This is a genomic window from Kluyvera huaxiensis, from assembly GCF_040149365.1.
Lineage (GTDB): Bacteria > Pseudomonadota > Gammaproteobacteria > Enterobacterales > Enterobacteriaceae > Kluyvera > Kluyvera intermedia_A.
The window spans coordinates 88168-106112 of the sequence record NZ_JBEFLV010000012.1; the positions used below are offsets into that span (position 1 = coordinate 88168).

Annotated in this window: 13 protein-coding genes; 8 read left to right on the forward strand and 5 right to left on the reverse strand. The window is 53.4% G+C overall.

Annotated elements, in window-relative coordinates:
• Window positions 1–11 precede the first annotated feature (11 nt).
• The gene (cheY, locus tag ABOC97_RS13955) at window positions 12–401 is read left to right on the forward strand and encodes a chemotaxis response regulator CheY (RefSeq protein ID WP_234502721.1); all 390 of its coding nucleotides are present in this window, start codon (window positions 12–14) and stop codon (window positions 399–401) included.
• 10 nt (window positions 402–411) lie between these two features.
• A complete protein-coding gene (gene cheZ / locus ABOC97_RS13960; protein WP_349598631.1) occupies window positions 412–1056 on the forward strand; it encodes a protein phosphatase CheZ in 645 nt (214 codons plus the stop codon).
• A gap of 39 nt (window positions 1057–1095) precedes the next feature.
• Here the strand turns inward: cheZ and ABOC97_RS13965 are convergent, their stop codons facing one another.
• The 4 genes from ABOC97_RS13965 to ABOC97_RS13980 all read right to left on the reverse strand — a co-directional run bounded on the left by ABOC97_RS13965 (window position 1096) and on the right by ABOC97_RS13980 (window position 6119).
• Complete coding sequence (locus ABOC97_RS13965; protein WP_349598634.1) at window positions 1096–2244, reverse strand: fimbrial protein; 1149 nt, start codon at window positions 2242–2244, stop codon at window positions 1096–1098.
• Between the two features lie 4 nt (window positions 2245–2248).
• Window positions 2249–4783, reverse strand: a complete 2535-nt coding sequence (locus tag ABOC97_RS13970) for a fimbria/pilus outer membrane usher protein (RefSeq protein WP_349598637.1) — start codon at window positions 4781–4783, stop codon at window positions 2249–2251.
• 8 nt (window positions 4784–4791) lie between these two features.
• A complete protein-coding gene (locus ABOC97_RS13975) occupies window positions 4792–5484 on the reverse strand; it encodes a fimbrial biogenesis chaperone (RefSeq protein WP_349598640.1) in 693 nt (230 codons plus the stop codon).
• Window positions 5485–5555: 71 nt separating this feature from the next.
• Window positions 5556–6119, reverse strand: a complete 564-nt coding sequence (locus ABOC97_RS13980) for a fimbrial protein (RefSeq protein ID WP_349598643.1) — start codon at window positions 6117–6119, stop codon at window positions 5556–5558.
• Between the two features lie 525 nt (window positions 6120–6644).
• On the opposite strand from ABOC97_RS13980, the gene flhB reads away from it, so the two are divergent.
• The 6 genes from flhB to ABOC97_RS14010 all read left to right on the forward strand — a co-directional run bounded on the left by flhB (window position 6645) and on the right by ABOC97_RS14010 (window position 15925).
• The gene (gene flhB, locus ABOC97_RS13985) at window positions 6645–7799 is read left to right on the forward strand and encodes a flagellar biosynthesis protein FlhB (protein WP_349598646.1); all 1155 of its coding nucleotides are present in this window, start codon (window positions 6645–6647) and stop codon (window positions 7797–7799) included.
• On the forward strand, window positions 7792–9873 hold the full coding sequence (flhA, locus tag ABOC97_RS13990; RefSeq protein ID WP_349598648.1) for a flagellar biosynthesis protein FlhA: 2082 nt from the start codon (window positions 7792–7794) through the stop codon (window positions 9871–9873). Before flhB ends, flhA begins: the two co-directional genes overlap by 8 nt.
• Window positions 9873–10265 (forward strand): flagellar protein FlhE, encoded by a 393-nt coding sequence (gene flhE, locus ABOC97_RS13995; protein ID WP_349598651.1) that lies wholly within the window; start codon window positions 9873–9875, stop codon window positions 10263–10265. The genes flhA and flhE overlap by 1 nt, the downstream gene beginning before the upstream one ends.
• A 270-nt stretch (window positions 10266–10535) precedes the next feature.
• Complete coding sequence (locus ABOC97_RS14000) at window positions 10536–12122, forward strand: MFS transporter (protein WP_349598654.1); 1587 nt, start codon at window positions 10536–10538, stop codon at window positions 12120–12122.
• Between the two features lie 4 nt (window positions 12123–12126).
• Window positions 12127–13266 (forward strand): beta-galactosidase BglB, encoded by a 1140-nt coding sequence (bglB, locus tag ABOC97_RS14005; RefSeq protein WP_349598657.1) that lies wholly within the window; start codon window positions 12127–12129, stop codon window positions 13264–13266.
• Between the two features lie 1090 nt (window positions 13267–14356).
• On the forward strand, window positions 14357–15925 hold the full coding sequence (locus ABOC97_RS14010) for an MFS transporter (RefSeq protein ID WP_349598660.1): 1569 nt from the start codon (window positions 14357–14359) through the stop codon (window positions 15923–15925).
• 21 nt (window positions 15926–15946) lie between these two features.
• Here ABOC97_RS14010 and mrdA read toward each other — a convergent pair whose 3' ends face one another.
• Window positions 15947–17818: a penicillin-binding protein 2 gene (gene mrdA / locus ABOC97_RS14015; RefSeq protein ID WP_349598663.1), complete on the reverse strand. Its 1872-nt coding sequence runs from the start codon at window positions 17816–17818 to the stop codon at window positions 15947–15949.
• Between the last annotated feature and the right edge of the window lie 127 nt (window positions 17819–17945).

Below are 17945 nucleotides of genomic sequence, written 5' to 3' on the forward strand. Positions count from 1 at the left end.
AGAATTATTTTATGGCGGATAAAGAGCTTAAGTTTTTGGTTGTGGATGACTTTTCCACCATGCGTCGCATTGTGCGTAACCTGCTTAAAGAACTGGGTTTTAACAACGTTGAAGAGGCCGAGGATGGCGTCGATGCGCTGAATAAACTGAATTCTGGCGGGTTTGGTTTTGTTATCTCTGACTGGAACATGCCCAATATGGATGGGCTGGAGCTGCTGAAAACCATTCGTGCCGATGGCGCAATGGCGGCGATGCCGGTGCTGATGGTGACGGCGGAAGCGAAGAAAGAGAACATCATCGCCGCCGCTCAGGCTGGCGCCAGCGGCTATGTGGTTAAGCCGTTTACCGCGGCGACTCTGGAAGAGAAACTGAACAAAATCTTCGAGAAACTGGGCATGTAAGGTGACTATCATGATGCAATCTTTCATTAAGCCCGGCGAAGAACATTCTGCCGCGGACATTATTAGCCGTATTGGCAACCTGACCCGCATGCTGCGCGATAGTTTGCGCGAGCTGGGTTTGGATCAGGCCATTGCCGAAGCCGCTGAGGCTATCCCGGATGCGCGCGATCGTCTGGACTATGTCGTGCAGATGACCGCGCAGGCCGCCGAGCGCGCGCTTAACAGCGTGGAAGCATCTCAGCCGCATCAGGATGAAATGGAAAAAGGGGCGAAAGCGCTCAGCACGCGTTGGGATGCATGGTTTGAAAACCCGATTGAGCTGTCTGACGCACGCGAGCTGGTTAGCGACACGCGCAAATACCTCGGTGAGGTACCCGGGCACACTAGCTTTACCAACGCTCAACTGCTCGAAATCATGATGGCGCAGGATTTCCAGGACCTTACCGGTCAGGTTATCAAGCGTATGATGGATGTGATTCAGGAAATTGAGCGCCAGCTGTTAATGGTGCTGCTGGAAAATATGCCCGAGCAGGGCGCGCGTCAGAAGCGTGAGAACGACAGTCTGCTCAATGGCCCGCAGGTGGATACGTCCAAGGCGGGCGTAGTGGCCAGTCAGGATCAGGTTGACGATCTGCTCGATAGCCTGGGATTCTGAATAAAAAGGCCCGCTTGCGGGCCCTTTTTATTAGCCGGGCTACTTGATATCCATTTTTACCGTCACGTTACCTTCAAATTTTCCAGGTTCAGGCGGAGTACTGGTCGTGGCGACCGGCGCGGCTGACATCTGGATATGGCCGTCACCGTTACTATCCAGCGTAATTGGGAACTCTGCGCTGCCGTCGAGAGCGACGTTGAGGTTGTTGCTGTCGTACATCCGCACGCCAATATCATCCCGCCCCATCATTTTGGCAATATAGCCCGTTTCCGTATCGCTGACTCCTTGATCGGACGTGAGCGTCAGTTTGATTTTGTCTGTGTTGTCCGACGCTGGGTTATCACAGTGGAAGTTGATATCCACATCGCGTAGAGCGAAGCCCTTCGGTGGCTGGCCTTGAGCGACAAAGTTAGAGCTGGCCACAGAGTTGAAGTCGACGTTAATGACGCTACCGGCGTTGATAGTACAACTCAAAGGGGCACTTAAAGATCCTGAAATAGTCATTCGGGAGGCTAACTGTGCGTTGGCAAAAGAACAGGAACCGGTGCCGTAAAATATACACAGGCTGGTTTCCGCCAGCGTTTGAGTTGGGATCAGTTCCGTACCAAAAATGGGTCGGACAATATGGATAGAGGCGGTCAACTTATTCCAGTTGAACACCCGCTGGGGGACGCCAGGCGCTGGGCTTTTAGCGCAAACGCTTTGCGTAGATTCCAAATTTGTCCCTTCGGTGGTGCTCGTTGCCGGCGCGGTATTGGGGTAAGTCGTCAGCTTGGTCTGCGTTTCTCCTCCGGCTACGGTGTCAGTAAATAGGGTTAACTGGATATCCAGCTTATCGGTGAGTTTACCGTAGCCCGGGGTCATGCCTGCCATGAGCGGCGTCGCGCGGTAGGAGTACATGCTCTCCTTGTCCGTGCTTCTTAAGCCTGGGCAATTGCTGCACTGGGCCGGCAGCGGCTCTGCCGGGATTATGTAATTATTCAGCGGCGAAATGGTATTACCGGCATAGTTAATCGCTGAGCTGAGTTCATCATTCAGCGTAACTTTAACGTCCCCCTTAACCGGGAAGCAGCCGGTTAAGAAGGTTGCTGCGGCATTGACGTGTAGGGTGAAAGCCAGCGTTGCCAGTAGCAGAATGATTTTAAAACGGCGTTTAACCGTAAAGCGAAAGATAGGGTTGTGTGACACGTGATTATCCTCCCTGGTTGCACACGGTGCGGATGCGTTTAATCCCTGCGGCATCGTCTTTAAGGTTATTGTCACCCTCGGCGACAACAGCTGCTGTGCATCTCTGTTGCGGTTGATTTCCCCATTTGACGCGAAGCGTCACCGACTCGCCAAGGCCGGCAAGATAGACGGTACCCTGGTCATCGACGATACCGCTGTTAAGCCCATCAGATGAGGTGACGATAGCGCCAAAAGGTACGGTTTTCCCGGTGAGCTGCGTTAAGGTTATCAATGCTCTATAGCCGCGATGCGCATTGAAATGTGCGACGACGGCGGCGTTACGCGTTGGCACCACCGTGGTGGCCGTATTGCCGCTGTCGACATCTTCCGGCAATTCGTCGGTCTCTATACCAATGCGGTTTTCGCGATAGGCGGAAAGCGATGGAATGATGGCGTTGCCAAACCAGTCGGTGCGGATCCCGCGCTGATTCTCAAAGCCGATGCCCGGCGCGCCATCAGCATCAACGATGGCGAACTGATTGCCTAACGGCTGAGATAGCGTCACGCCATGAGGATGGGCGACTACCGCGCCGGTGGCCCCATAGCTAAGCTGCCGCGTTCCATCGGTTGCGCTGTAATAGCCCGCATTCAGCCTGCCGTATTGGGCATACCATGTCCCGTATAGGCTGCTGCTATTTTCCGGCGTTTGGGTGCTATGACTCTGCTGCAGGGAGTAGCTCAGGCTGTTGTCCGCCAGCAATGAGCCATTGAGGCCTACGTTTTGGGTCGTTGCGCCATGCTGGCTGTTGTTTAAGCTATAGCTAGCCCAGCTATTGGGCAACCAGCGGCTCAGTGGAACCGTCAGGCCAAAATAGAGTGAGCGATCGTCCGTGCCGCTGCTGGTGTTGCTCCAGGTGAGCGAGAAGTTATAGCTGATCCCCAGCAGGCTGTAGTTCATGCCTGCGGAAAGAGAACTGTCGCGATGATCATTGTTCCAGTAATTTTGCTGGTAACCGTTCAGATAGAGATTGCCATCACCGAACTGCTGGCTGAGGTTCATCTGCAGTCGAGCACGCTTGTGGTCTGTGCCATCATCATGTGCGTCATCATCAGAATTGCGCTGATTCACCTCCGAAAAGCTGTAGAACCCTTTACTTGAGTAGCGATAACCCGAAAGTGATAGATGGGTGTTGGTTGGGACGATATCCGTGGAATAAAGGACCCGCCATGACTGGCCTGTATCGGTTTCACCGGTGTCGAGCTCACTGTGCGCGAAAGTGACATCGGTGGAGATAGCTCCCCATGAGCCTAAGCCAATGCCGGCACCGGAGACGATAGCGTTGTAGTTTTCAGCCATCGTAAGACCGCCGAAGGCCGTCACCTGATTGTTCACGCCATAGATAGCGCTGCCCTGAACAAATTCAGGCTCTTTGTCGCCACTGCCGCTCGCGGCGCGATAGCGTCCGGCTGTCGCTTCAAAACGCAAGTGGGAAGGGCGCTGCATCAGCGCGATACTGGAAAAGGCTTGGGTTGTGGTGTGGACGGTGCCATCCGCTTCCTGCACGCTGATTTCCAGATCGTCACTGTTGGTGGATACCGTCAGGTCATCAATTTCAAATGCTCCCGGCGCCACGTTTTGCTGATAAAGGGTGTAGCCGTTTTGTTTGACGGTAACCACGGCATTGGTATAAGCGGTGCCGCGAACCACCGGGGCGAATCCGCGTTCGCTGCCGGGGAGCATATCGTCATCAGAGGCAACGTTAACGCCGCTAAATTGAATACTGTCGAAGACCTCACCCCGTGTGCTGGATTCACCGGCCAGAAGCTGGGCTTTGAGTACCTGAATATCGTGCTGCGCCCAGGTGGCAATATTTTGCCATCCTTCATCGCCGTCAGAGCCCGACCAGGTGCCGTAATTGCGAAGCCTCCAGCCGCCAAGGTTCACACCGCTACGTAAATTAAGATATTGGCTGTTTTGATTGTTGTGGCCCGAGGTTTCACTTTGCTGCCCGCTAAATGAATAATCGGCAAAGCCAACGGGCACGCCGGTGTCCCAGCGTGAAGGGTCAATATAGCCATTCCCTCTGTGGGAGAGTGCCGCTTGCGGAATGCTGAGGTTTAAATTTTGCCGCTGGAAGTCGAATTGGGCGCTGGCTAAGGGAATATAGTCTCCCAGCGGCTTTTTCAGGGGACTGTCGGTAGGTTCAGCAACCAGTTTCGGATAATCGTCAATTATCACCCCCCATTCTCGCAGCATTTTTGGCGTTAATAGCGGGATCAGCGAACCATCCTCCGCGTTGGTGTAGGTGAGCGTTCGATCCTGAATTTTGAGTTTATTGAGCAAAATATGCGAAGGGTAGCTCCCGGCAAGCTGGGCCTTCGGATTGGCAAAAATATTCAGGTCTGCTGCCTGCGGGGCGTTCTCTCCGCCTTCAAGCGACTGCGGTTGAAAATAGAAGTCACGCGCATACAGCGAGTTGGCGGTGAGAAGCAGCAGCCCGCCCACGCCGTACAGTACGGGCAGGGAGTTCAAATGATGAAAGCGTAGGTTCTGCATCATGGTGAGGTTCATGAAGACAGCGTGGCGGTGTATGTGGTGGTTGTACCGCCATAATCATTAATACAGCGCCATGAAACCGACGGGCTAGCGCCTCGGGTACTGAGCGGCAACGTGAGATTGCTTTGTGGGGCCACCATATCCGCCTGCACTTTGCTACTGCCGACATTAAGACTTGAGAATACAGTATGATAATTGCTGGTATTTTCAATTTTCAGCTGTTGACCAGACCGGCTGAATCGGAGATTCTTACAGGCATCTTCAGTGCGGCCGTCCATTCCTTCAGGGCGGTAAAACAACTTTATCTGCGTTTTATAAATAAGGTGCAGTACGTTATTTTTCTCATCCTGGCGGTCGTTGGCCGGAATCATTCGCACAATTAGATAATAAAGCGATTCAACATTTTTTTTGGTGATATTATCGCTTTTCATGATTCTTAGCGTTTGCTCCGATTTAGGATCCAGTCGAAATAATGGCGGGGTGATGATAAACGGTGCGCGAGTTTTATTATCGGAATTTATTACCCATGACTGAATAAGCCACGGGAGCTCTTTCTCCGTGTTGACGAGCGGTAGTGAGGCCTCCTTTTTACTGGCATCATAAATAACTCGCGTTCGTCCGAGTTGAATGCCCTGTGCATTGGCTGCAAAAGAAGGCGCAATCAGGGTCAATGTTAAAAGCGTGCTGAATAGCGAAGCTTTCATATTTATCCTTCAGGCAAAACCATAACCTGCGACAGAGCAGGTTATGGTGGGTCAATAAATGACTTTCCAAACTAGCGATATAGAATACCGACAGTGACTTTTGCATTCGCCGCGCCAGGCGTTACGCCTTGTTTGGTTCCGCTTAGGGAGACGTAGCGAGCAGACAGTGTTGTCGATATGACGCCATCAGGGGTTTCCGATAATGGGATATAGAGTTGATGCTCAGCCCCGGTGATATCAAGGTTAGTGGCACGATCCTCTTCGGTACTGATTGTGATACCGACCCCTTGCGCACCGTCGGCATCCAGCGCAAGCATGTCCGTTTTTTCACTCACCGGAGTACCGGTAAATGTTAATTGAACTTGTGATAACCCGTCGGTTGCCACGGGACAGTGGATGAGTGAAATCGGAACAGCAACATCATCCGATTTGCCGTTATTTTCAGTGAAGTAACTTGGAGCAGGGGAGCCGAGGTAAACATTGATGTTTTTCCCAGAATCTCCTGATATTTCACAGCTTGGGTTAATGATTTCACCTGTGAAGTGAATTTCACCAGCATTTGATTCATCAGCCCAGGAAGGTGATGAACCAAGGGTGAATAGCGATAACGCTAATAATGTTGTTTTCCAGTACATCGCAATCTCCATGATAATTAGCGATCTTTGTAACAATTAAATCAACATGTAAACGCCTGTCAGAACGTCAATCGGAGATAGCTGAGTAGCCGATTCAATATTCTGAAAACACAATGCGCGCTGGCATGATATCCTTTTATCATTCATGGGCAAGCGGATATTTTTCATTGAAAATGTTGATTGCTTTTTTATGGATATATCATCTTGTGATTATATATCTGGTGTGAATTGGTTGTGTCGGTGTATTTTTATTATCGACCGTACTGCAGGCTTAAATAAGCCATAACAGGTTTCATTTTTGTAATAATGATAATAATTATTTATTTTATGTTCGTGAAGTTAAGCTGAATTCAATGAATGTAGGGACTAAAGAGATTCCTAAAAGAACCTGAATAAATTCTGAAACTGCACTCTACCCGGCTAAAGCGTCCAAAAAGAGGGGATTCATCCCCTTGTTCCCGCCATTGCCACGCGCGTGAGAAGGCAAAATGAGCCATATCATAAATCACCTCGCAGATGCAGAACGTGGCGGACGAAAGCGACAACGAAGACAAAACGGAAGACCCCACACCCCAGCGGCTTGAAAAGGCACGTGAGGACGGGCAAATACCGCGATCCCGCGAGCTAACATCGTTGCTGATGCTGCTGGTGGGCGTGTGTATGCTTTGGCTGGGCGGGGAGTCGCTTGCCCGCCGTCTGGCCAACCTGCTGTCGGGTGGGCTGCGCTTTGATCACAGTATTGTCAGCGATCCTAACCTCATCCTCGGACAAATCATCCTGCTGTTAAAAGAAGCCATGCTGGGGCTGATGCCGCTGATTGTTGGCGTCGTCGTGGTAGCGCTGGTGGCGCCAATGATGCTCGGTGGCCTGGTCTTCAGCGGCAAATCTCTGGCCTTCAAGTTTGATAAATTAAACCCGCTGCCCGGAATTAAACGCATGTTCTCCGCGCAAACGGCGGCGGAGTTGACGAAGGCGATTATGAAGGCCGTGTTGATGGGCAGCGTGGCGGGTTTTTTCATGTGGTTTCACTGGCCGCAGATGATGCGTCTGGTCAGCGAATCGCCGCTCTCGGCGATGGGTAATGCGCTCAACATGGTGGGTCTGTGCGCGCTGCTGGTGGCGCTGGGGATCATTCCAATGGTGGGATTTGATGTCTTCTGGCAGATCCACAGCCATGTCAAAAAGCTGCGCATGTCGCGTCAGGATATCCGCGATGAATTCAAACAAAGCGAAGGCGACCCGCACGTTAAAGGGCGTATCCGTCAGATGCAACGTTCAGCGGCGCGGCGGCGGATGATGGCCGACGTCCCGAAGGCCGATGTTATCGTCAACAACCCAACCCACTACTCGGTGGCGCTGCAGTATGACGAAAACAAAATGAGCGCGCCAAAAGTGGTGGCCAAAGGTGCCGGGCTGGTTGCCCTGCGCATTCGCGAAATTGGCGAAGAGAACCGTATTCCGATGCTGGAAGCACCGCCGCTGGCGCGTGCGTTGTATCGCCATGCCGAAATTGGGCAACAGATCCCTGGCTCGCTGTACGCGGCGGTCGCGGAAGTCCTGGCCTGGGTGTGGCAGTTGAAGCGCTGGAAACTGGCAGGTGGCATCCAGCCGAAAAAACCGGATAACTTACCGGTGCCTGAGGCACTGGATTTTTTGAACGAGAAGGACTCTGATGGCTAATCTTGTCGCAATGTTGCGTCTTCCCAGCAACCTGAAATCAACCCAATGGCAGGTTCTCGCCGGTCCGGTGCTGATCCTGCTGATTCTGTCGATGATGGTGCTGCCGCTGCCGGCGTTCGTACTCGACCTGTTATTCACTTTTAACATCGCACTCTCGATAATGGTGCTGTTGGTGGCGATGTTCACCCAGCGCACGCTGGAATTTGCTGCTTTCCCGACCATTCTGCTGTTTACCACGTTACTGCGCCTGGCGCTGAACGTCGCCTCCACGCGTATTATCTTGATGGACGGTCATACCGGCGGAGCGGCAGCGGGTAAGGTGGTTGAAGCATTTGGCCACTTCCTGGTGGGTGGGAACTTTGCCATCGGCATCGTAGTGTTCATTATTCTCGTCATCATCAACTTTATGGTTATCACCAAGGGTGCGGGACGTATCGCTGAAGTTGGCGCTCGTTTCGTCCTGGATGGTATGCCGGGTAAACAGATGGCGATTGATGCCGATCTCAACGCCGGCATTATCGGTGAAGACGAAGCGAAGAAGCGCCGTTCGGAGGTCACGCAGGAAGCGGATTTCTACGGTTCAATGGACGGTGCCAGTAAGTTCGTTCGCGGTGATGCCATCGCCGGTATCCTTATCATGGTCATTAACGTCATCGGCGGCCTGCTGGTTGGCGTACTGCAACACGGACTGGAACTGGGCAAGGCGGCGGAATCGTATACCCTGCTGACTATCGGTGATGGCCTGGTCGCCCAGATTCCGGCGCTGGTTATCTCCACCGCGGCGGGCGTTATCGTGACCCGCGTGAGCACCGATCAGGACGTTGGCGAACAGATGGTTGGCCAGCTGTTTAGCAACCCTCGAGTGATGATGCTGAGCGCCGGGGTACTCGGCCTGCTGGGTCTGGTGCCAGGTATGCCAAACCTGGTGTTCTTACTGTTTACTGCCGCGTTGTTGGGGCTGGCGTGGTGGATCCGTGGGCGTGAAATCAAAGCGCCGGATCAGCCGCAGCCGGTCAAAGCGCCGGAGAGCAGCACTCAGGCGGTGGAAGCGACCTGGAGCGATGTTCAGCTTGAAGATACGCTGGGCATGGAGGTGGGCTATCGACTGATTCCGATGGTGGACTTCCAACAAGACGGCGAGCTTTTAGGGCGTATTCGCAGCATCCGTAAGAAATTCGCCCAGGAGATGGGCTTCCTGCCGCCGGTGGTGCATATCCGTGACAATATGGATATGCCGCCAGCCCGCTATCGCATCCTGCTAAAAGGAGTGGAGATTGGTAGCGGTGAAGCCTATCCAGGACGCTGGTTAGCGATTAACCCCGGTACCGCCGCAGGGACGTTACCCGGCGAGGTGACGACCGACCCGGCGTTTGGTCTGGCCGCCATCTGGATTGAAAGCGCGCTCAAAGAGCAGGCGCAGATTCAGGGCTTTACGGTGGTTGAAGCCAGTACCGTGGTCGCTACGCATCTCAACCATCTGATTAGCCAGCATTCGTCGGAACTGTTCGGGCGTCAGGAAGCACAGCAGCTGCTGGACCGCGTAACGCAGGATATGCCGAAGCTGACGGAAGATCTGGTCCCGGGCGTAGTGACGCTAACCACGCTGCACAAAGTGCTGCAAAACCTGCTCGACGAAAAAGTGCCGATTCGCGATATGCGCACTATTCTCGAAACGCTGGCGGAACATGCGCCGATTCAGACCGATCCGGGCGAGTTGACCGCGGTGGTACGCGTTGCGCTGGGACGCGCGATTACCCAGCGCTGGTTCCCGGGTAATGACGAAGTGCAGGTTATCGGTCTCGATACGCCGCTGGAGCGCTTGTTGCTGCAGGCGCTTCAGGGCGGTGGCGGGCTGGAGCCGGGGCTGGCTGACCGTCTGTTGGCCCAGTCGCAGGAGGCGCTGGCGCGTCAGGAGATGCTCGGCGCGCCGCCGGTGCTGCTGGTGAACCATGCGCTGCGTCCGCTGCTGTCGCGCTTCCTGCGCCGTAGCTTGCCGCAGCTGGTGGTGCTATCGAATCTGGAACTGTCCGACAATCGCAATATCCGTATGACGGCCACTATCGGAGGCAAATAATGCGCAAACTACTGCTGTTATTATGCCTGCCATTTTTGGCGCAGGCGGCGGGTGAGGGGGCCTGGCAGGATAGCCGAATGGGCATTACCCTGAACCATCGCGGCGAGGCGGCATCTTCCACTCAGCTGATTTCCTCGCAGCCGATACAAGGGGCGACCACGCGGGTCGCCTGGAATATCAAGCTTAACGGGCCTATTCCCGCTGGGCTGATTACTCGGTTGTGTTCACTTAGCCGCTGTACCGAGCTGGATGCGCTGAGCGGGTCAACGATGGCGTTTAGCCAGGTGTCGGCTGCTGAACCGTTTCGTTTTATTTGGGAAGTCCCCGGAGGTGGCAGATTAATTCCTGCACTTCGGGTTCAAAGTGTACAAATCATCGTTAATTACCGCTAGTCGCCGTACTTTTCACCAATCGCCACCGTATTCTGGTGGCGATCTCGCATTTTTGACCCTCTCTTTTGAAAGTAAAGAAACGTTGTTTGATAAATCAGTGACACTTGTGCCACGACTCTTTGCATTTTTGCCAAACCCACGTTCAGGCTGGCAGAAATAGGAAGGTATCCCTTACCGCATACTTTTACTGTAGCCGTGTCAGTACTCCTTTGGGTGAAGCCTTCACGGGCTGGAGGAGTTTCATAATAAAAGACACAGGATTGACGGCTAATGACTAGAACGCGAAAAATAGGACTGGCGAACTACTTCGCCTACGGTTCGGGAGATTTCCTCGGTGCAGGGACTACCGCGCTAACCGCAGCATGGCTTCTTTACTTCTACACCACTTTTTGTGGCTTATCCCCCATCGAAGCGACCTTCATCTTTGCCACCGCCAGGGTTCTGGATGCGGTGGTCAGCCCATTGATGGGCTTTTTAACCGATAACTTTGGCTCCACCTGGTTCGGTAAACGTTTCGGCCGACGTAAGTTCTTTATTCTGCTCGGCATTCCGTGCGTGTTCAGCTATTCATTTATGTGGGTAGGGGACATGAGCTTCTGGTACTACCTCATCACCTATCTGATTTTTGACGTGGTTTACACCATGATCCTGGTACCGTATGAAACGCTGGTGCCGGAAATGACCGACGATTTCAAACAGAAAACCAAATTCTCCGGTGCGCGTATCGGGATGGCACAGATGTCCGCCATTCTGGCCTCATTCCTGCCGGGTATTCTGTTAAGCCACTTCGGTAAAGACAACGCGGTCTCCTTCTTCTACGCCAGCCTGGTGTTCTCCGTGCTGTGCGCCATCATGCTGACCTTCGTCTGGTTCTTCACCTGGGAACGCCCACGTGAAGAGTGGACCGAAGCGGCGCTGAAGGCCGAAGAAGAGAAAAAACACCTGACTTTCGCTCAGAGTATGAGCCGTTTGTTCACCGAGCTGAGCTCGACGCTACGCATTAAGATTTTCCGCCAGCACCTGGGGATGTACCTCGGCGGTTATATCGCCCAGGACGTTTTCAACGCAGTCTTCACCTATTACGTGGTGTTTGTGTTGATGCAGGAAGCTTCAATGGCCTCTAACCTGCTCGGTACGATGGCTATCTTCCAGTTCATCGCCGTTATTGCCATGATCCCACTGTGTATCCGCTTCGGACCGGCACCGTCATACCGTATGGTCGTCGTCCTGTTTGGTCTGGGTTCGTTCTCTTATGCCGCGCTGTACTACGCGGGTATGAGCGATATCTACGCGCTGCTGCTGCTGATCTCTGCCATCGCCGGTCTGGGCCGCGGGGGTATCAACTATGTACCGTGGAACACCTACACCTATATTGCCGATGTCGATGAAGTCATTACCGGCCAGCGCCGGGAAGGGATCTTCGCGGGCATTATGACGCTGACCCGCAAAGCCTCTCAGGCGGGTGCCGTGATGCTGGTGGGTATCATCATGCAGATGTCCGGCTTCGTCTCCGGTCAGAAAACTCAGCCGCCGGAAGTGAGCCATACCATCCTGATGATCCTCAGCATGGGTACCATCGCGGTTCTGGTCTGTGGCTTCCTGGTCTCTCTGCGCTTTAAGCTGAATCTGGAAACCCACAGCGTGCTGCGCGATGAAACCGCCAAAATGCGTGCTTCCGGTCATGCGATGCCTGAATCCGTCACACCGCAGGCGCGTGCCACCGTCGAAATGCTGGCGGGGATGCCTTATGAATGCCTGTGGGGCAATAACAACATTGGCTACCTGAATCGTAACAAACCTGCTGCACCTTCCCTGAAGCAGGCTGCAACATTGAATTCGACTTACAACAGAGGTTAAAGATATGAAAGTTTGGCCCGTCAAACATAGCCCATTATTACGTCAACCGGAGCGTTTTATCTCCCGGGAAGAGCTGAAAGCCTTGATTCAGACGGTGACGAACAATCTGGTGAATATCAAGGATGAGACAGGCCAATTTTTGCTGCGTCTCGACGATGGCCGCGTCATTGATACCAAAGGGTGGGCTGGCTGGGAGTGGACTCACGGCGTCGGTCTGTACGGTATCTATCAGTATTATCAGCAGACCGGCGATGTGGCGATGCGCGACATTATCGATAGCTGGTTCGCCGACCGTTTTGCGGAAGGCGCGACCACCAAGAACGTCAATACCATGGCGCCGTTCCTGACGCTGGCCTATCGCTATGAAGAGACTGGCAATCCGGCATACCTGCCGTGGCTCGATAGCTGGGCGGAGTGGGCGATGCATGACATGCCGCGTACTGAACACGGCGGTATGCAGCACATTACGCTCGCCGAAGAGAACCATCAGCAGATGTGGGATGACACGCTGATGATGACCGTGCTGCCGCTGGCGAAAATTGGCAAGCTGCTTAACCGTCCGGAGTACGTGGAAGAAGCGGTGTATCAGTTTATGCTGCACGTGCAGAACCTGATGGACCGGGAGACCGGCCTGTGGTTCCACGGCTGGAGCTATGAAGGCAACCATAACTTTGCTAACGCTCGCTGGGCGCGCGGCAATAGCTGGCTGACCATCGTGATTCCTGACTTCCTCGAGCTGGTGGATCTGCCGGAGAACAACGCGGTGCGCCGTTATCTGGTTCAGGTGCTGAATGCACAGATTGCGGCGCTGGCGAAATGCCAGGATGAGAGCGGTTTGTGGCATACACTGCTGGACGATCCTAACTCCTATCTGGAAGCCTCAGCGACCGCCGGGTTTGCATACGGTATCCTGAAAGCAGTGCGTAAACGCTACGTTGGCGTGGAATATGCGGAAGTTGCCGAGAAAGCGATAAAGGGGATCGTCAAACACGTTTCTCCGCAAGGGGAGTTGATGCAGACCTCGTTTGGCACCGGGATGGGATCAAACCTCGATTTCTATCGTGAAATCCCGCTGACCTCTATGCCATATGGTCAGGCGATGGCGATTCTGTGTTTGACCGAGTATTTGCGTAAGTTCTTCTAAATACCTGGCGCTTGAGCAGGTGTTCTGCTGGATGTGAATTATTTGTAGGTCTGATAAGCGCAGCGCCATCAGACATATCGGCGCAAAACGTCGGATGGCGGCGTTGCCTTATCCGACCTACAGGCTGCGATATCAGGACGAAACCGTAGGTCTGATAAGCGCAGCGCCATCAGACATATCGGCGCAACACGTCGGATGGCGGCGTTGCCTTATCCGACCTACAGGCTGCGATATCAGGACGAAACTGTAGGTCTGATAAGCGCAGCGCCATCAGACATATCGGCGTAAAACGCCGGATGGCGGCGTTGCCTTATCCGACCTACAGGCTGCGATATCAGGGCGAAAGCGTAGGTCTGATAAGCGCAGCGCCATCAGACATATCGGCGCAACACGTCGGATGGCGGCGTTGTCTTATCCGACCTACAGGCTGCGATATCAGGACGAAACCGTAGGTCTGATAAGCGCAGCGCCATCAGACATATCGGCGCAAAACGCCGGATGGCGGCGTTGCCTTATCCGACCTACAGGTTGCGATATCAGGACGAAACCGTAGGTCTGATAAGCGCAGCGCCATCAGACATATCGGCGCAAAACGTCGGATGGCGGCGTTGTCTTATCCGCCCTACAGGTTGCGATATCAGGACGAAACCGTAGGTCTGATAAGCGTAGCGCCATCAGACATATCGGCGCAAAACGCTGGATGGCGGCGTTGCCTTATCCGACCTACAGGCTGCGATATCGGGCGAAACCGTAGGTCTGATAAGCGAAGCGCCATCAGACATATCGACGCAAAACGTCGGATGGCGGCGTTGTCTTATCCGACCTACAAGGCTGCCATCAAACGAATTTCACCGAGTGTACTTTGTTGATAACGAAACCCCGGCTGCTCTGCTAGCCGGGTTTTTTATTGCCATTCGCATCAAAAAAAGTTGAAATCTTTACTTTTGGTTATAAAAAAATTTTAACTTGATCGCATTCCCGGGCATTACTAATAGCCGTAACAACAATAGTGATTTGGCTCACATTTCAAACCCGCCCATAAGAATATAAAAACAGTGTTTCAAAATTATAAAACACGAGGTTTATTTTTATGGCAAGAAATGCGGCTTCAGCTCTTAACGGGCTGCAGGGAAGACCTGTCAATCTGCGCCATCAACTGGCATACGGAGGGGGAAACCTCTTAGGAAGCGGGGCGCTGGCGATTAGCGGCGCATGGCTGCTTTACTTCTATACCACATTCTGCGGCCTGACGCTGATCGAGGCCGCGTTTATTTTCTCCGTCGCCAGCGTCATTGACGCCATCAGTAACCCATTAATGGGTTACCTGACCGATAACTTCGGCAAAACCCGCCTCGGCAAACGCTTTGGTCGTCGCCGTTTCTTCCTGCTTATCGGCATTCCGCTGATGATGTTCTACCCGATGCTGTGGGTCGAAGGGCTAAGTTTCTGGTACTACCTGTGTACCTACGTAGTCTTTGAAATTATCTATACCTCGGTGATGGTGCCATACGAAACGTTGGCCACCGAGATGACAGATGATTTCTCTCTGCGCTCGAAGCTGACCGGCTACAAAGCGATTTTCGGCAAGCTTGCCAACTTCCTCGCCGCCTTTATCCCGGGGCAGTTTATCCTGCTGTACGGCAAAGAGTCTGCCACCCCGTTCTTCCTGACAGGCTTAACCTATGGCGCGATCCTTATCTGTGCCGTTGCCTGCCTGTGGTACAACAGCTGGGAGCGCCCACGTGAAGAGGAAGCCGAAGTAGAGACTAAGACTGGCCTGCTGAACACGCTGATCTCACTGGCGAAAGATATGCGTTCCACTTTCTATCTGCGCGTATTCCGTAAACATTTGGGGATGTATCTGTGCGGGTTTGGCGCGGAGTGGCTGTTTGCCTCGGTCTTTACCTACTTTGTGATTTTTGTCCTGCAGCACGATCCGGCGATGGTGGCGGGGCTAAATAGCCTGAACTCCATTTTACAGCTGGTTTCCACGGCATTCTTCATTGGCCTGTGTGTGAAAAAGGGCTTTAGTAAACCGTACATCATGGCCTTGAGCGTGGTTATCTTTGCGGTACTGCTCTATACCTCACTGTGGTTCTTCCACCTGCCAGCGCATCTGGCCACCATTTTGATGTTTGGCATTACGGTGCTATTTGGTCTTGGGACCGGCGGCGTGTACTACATTCCATGGACGGTTTATACCTTCCTGGCTGACGTTGATGAAATCTACACCGGCCGCCGCCGAGAAGGGATCTACGCCGGGGCGATGACCTTCTCCGGTAAAATCCTGCGCTCGATTATTGTGTTCGTAATGGGGGCGGTGCTGAGCTACTACGGATTCCAGTCGAAAGCGCATGTCCAACCGGAAAGCGCGGTCAATGCCATTGCGGTGGTATTCTGTGCAGGCGTCGCGCTGCTGGCGCTGGCGGCTATCGTCTTCAGCAAACAGATGAAACTTGACCGCAAAACCCACTTAATTGTCCTGCAGGAAGTGGCGCGCATCAAAGCGGGCGGCAAGCTGGAAGATATCACTCCGGAAGTCCGCGTGGTGATAGAAGATCTGGTTGGCCATCGTTATGAAGAGTGCTGGGGCAATAGCCCGCTGTTTAAAACCGATGAAACACCGGCTGTTGTCGAAGCGGTATCCGCCGGGCGCTAAGCACCCAGCGAGTCCCTTCACTTATCCCTGAGGCGGCAGCTGCGGCTGGCTGTCCTCAGGGGCAAAAAGGTGGTCAAGGATTTTACGCATCACCGGTGCCGCGACCACTCCATCACTTCCCCCGTTCTCCAGCACTAACGCCACCGCGACCTTAGGATCTTTATACGGTGCAAACGTGGTATAAAAAATGTGATCGCGCAGGCGCGTTGGGATCATCTTCGCATTATAAGTCTGGTTCTCTTTGAGGCTAAATACCTGCGAGGTGCCGCTTTTCGCCGCAATCCCGTAAGCGGCGGTATGGAAGAACTTATAGCCGGTACCGTTTTCCGCATTGGCCATACCAAACATCGCCTGGCGTACCAGGTTCCAGTACGGGGATTTCGGGTCGGCAATTTGTGTCTCATCAGCTGGTTGGCGATACGGAATCACCGCCTTGCCGGTCTCCTCATCTTTCAGCAGGTGAGGCGGGATGACCCGGCCATTATTGAGCAGCGCCACCAGTGCTTTGACCATCTGAATCGGTGTGGCAATCCAGTAGCCCTGGCCAATACCTACGGAGATGGTATCGCCCTGATACCAGGCTTTTTTGTGTACCCGCTGTTTCCAGTCGCGGCTTGGAAGCAGGCCGCTGTACTCTTCATCGAGATCGATACCGCTGGGCTTACCGTAACCAAACTGGCTCAGCATGGTATGAATACGGTCAATGCCCATCATATAGGCTACCTGATAGAAGAAGGTATCGGCTGATTCTTCGATTGCTTTGGTGACGTTTAGCATGCCGTGGCCGCTTTTTTTCCAGTCACGATAGTGACGCTCAGTGCCGGGCAGCGTCCAGGTTGGTGCGCCAAAAAAGCTGGATTGCGGGGTGATAACCCCTGTGAGCAGGGCCGACATCGCCATATAGGGTTTGACCGTCGAGGCGGGCGGATAAAGCCCCTGAGTCACGCGGTTAATCAGCGGCAGGTCTTTATCCTGCAATAATGTTTTGTAGTCCTGGTAGCCGATCCCTTTTACGAACGGATTCGGATCGTAGCTCGGGTTCGAGACCATCGCCAGCACCGAACCATCGTGCGGATCTTCCACCAGCACCGCCGCACGCTGGCCGACGAGCAAGCTCTCAATGTACTCCTGAAGGTGCAGATCTAACGTCAGATGGATGTCTTTTCCGGCAACTGGCGGGACATCTTTCAATAGGCGCACAATGCGCCCATGGTTATCGACCTCGACTTCCTGATAGCCGGTTTTACCGTGCAGATCGTTTTCGTAGTAGCGCTCGATCCCCTGTTTACCGATGTTATGGTCGGCGGCGTAGTTCTCTAATAAACCATTTTTATCGAGGGCTTTCAGGTCGCTGTCGTTAATTTTCGATACATAACCGAGCACGTGCGCGAGCTCCGCACCGTACGGATACTGACGGTCTTCATAGCTGTCTACCGTCACGCCGCTAAAGCGGAACTGATTAACCGAAAAACGGGCGATTTCGACGTCGGAAAGGGCATTCTTCAGCACCACCGGGCGGTAGCGACTGGTTGATTTTAGTTCCTTATGGAACTGGTCAATATCATCAGGCGTCAGGTCAACGAGCGGCGTCAACTGGCGCAGCAGCGCATCCATATCGCTGATTTTATAAGGCGTTACGGTAATATCATACCAGGTGACGTTCTTGACCAGCGGGATGCCGTTACGGTCGTAGATAATGCCGCGCGTGGGGGCGACCGGCAGCATTTTGATATCGTTGGCATCGGAACGTATAGCGTAGTAGTTATGCTCTTCCACCTGTAAATGGTAGAGGTTGAGGATCAGTACGGCAAAGCAGGTGACGACCAGGCCAAAGGCCACCAGTACGCGACGGACGAAGAGTTTTCTCTCCGCTTCATAATCTCTAAAAGTCATTAAGGCACCCAGTGTTTAAGCCGCCTAATCATACGGAGCGGTCACGGGCATGACAGACAAAAAATGTACCATCTCTTAGGGAAATGTGTCATTCCTTGTGCTTTGTAACAAATCAAAGGTATATGGC

Coding starts and splice junctions, on each gene's coding strand:
- ABOC97_RS13970 (WP_349598637.1), bottom strand. CDS start 4,783: ATGATGCAGAACCTACGCTTTCATCATTTGAACTCCCTGCCCGTACTG.
- ABOC97_RS13975 (WP_349598640.1), bottom strand. CDS start 5,484: ATGAAAGCTTCGCTATTCAGCACGCTTTTAACATTGACCCTGATTGCG.
- cheY (WP_234502721.1), top strand. CDS start 12: ATGGCGGATAAAGAGCTTAAGTTTTTGGTTGTGGATGACTTTTCCACC.
- ABOC97_RS14000 (WP_349598654.1), top strand. CDS start 10,536: ATGACTAGAACGCGAAAAATAGGACTGGCGAACTACTTCGCCTACGGT.
- ABOC97_RS13980 (WP_349598643.1), bottom strand. CDS start 6,119: ATGTACTGGAAAACAACATTATTAGCGTTATCGCTATTCACCCTTGGT.
- ABOC97_RS14010 (WP_349598660.1), top strand. CDS start 14,357: ATGGCAAGAAATGCGGCTTCAGCTCTTAACGGGCTGCAGGGAAGACCT.
- mrdA (WP_349598663.1), bottom strand. CDS start 17,818: ATGACTTTTAGAGATTATGAAGCGGAGAGAAAACTCTTCGTCCGTCGC.
- cheZ (WP_349598631.1), top strand. CDS start 412: ATGATGCAATCTTTCATTAAGCCCGGCGAAGAACATTCTGCCGCGGAC.
- flhE (WP_349598651.1), top strand. CDS start 9,873: ATGCGCAAACTACTGCTGTTATTATGCCTGCCATTTTTGGCGCAGGCG.
- bglB (WP_349598657.1), top strand. CDS start 12,127: ATGAAAGTTTGGCCCGTCAAACATAGCCCATTATTACGTCAACCGGAG.
- flhA (WP_349598648.1), top strand. CDS start 7,792: ATGGCTAATCTTGTCGCAATGTTGCGTCTTCCCAGCAACCTGAAATCA.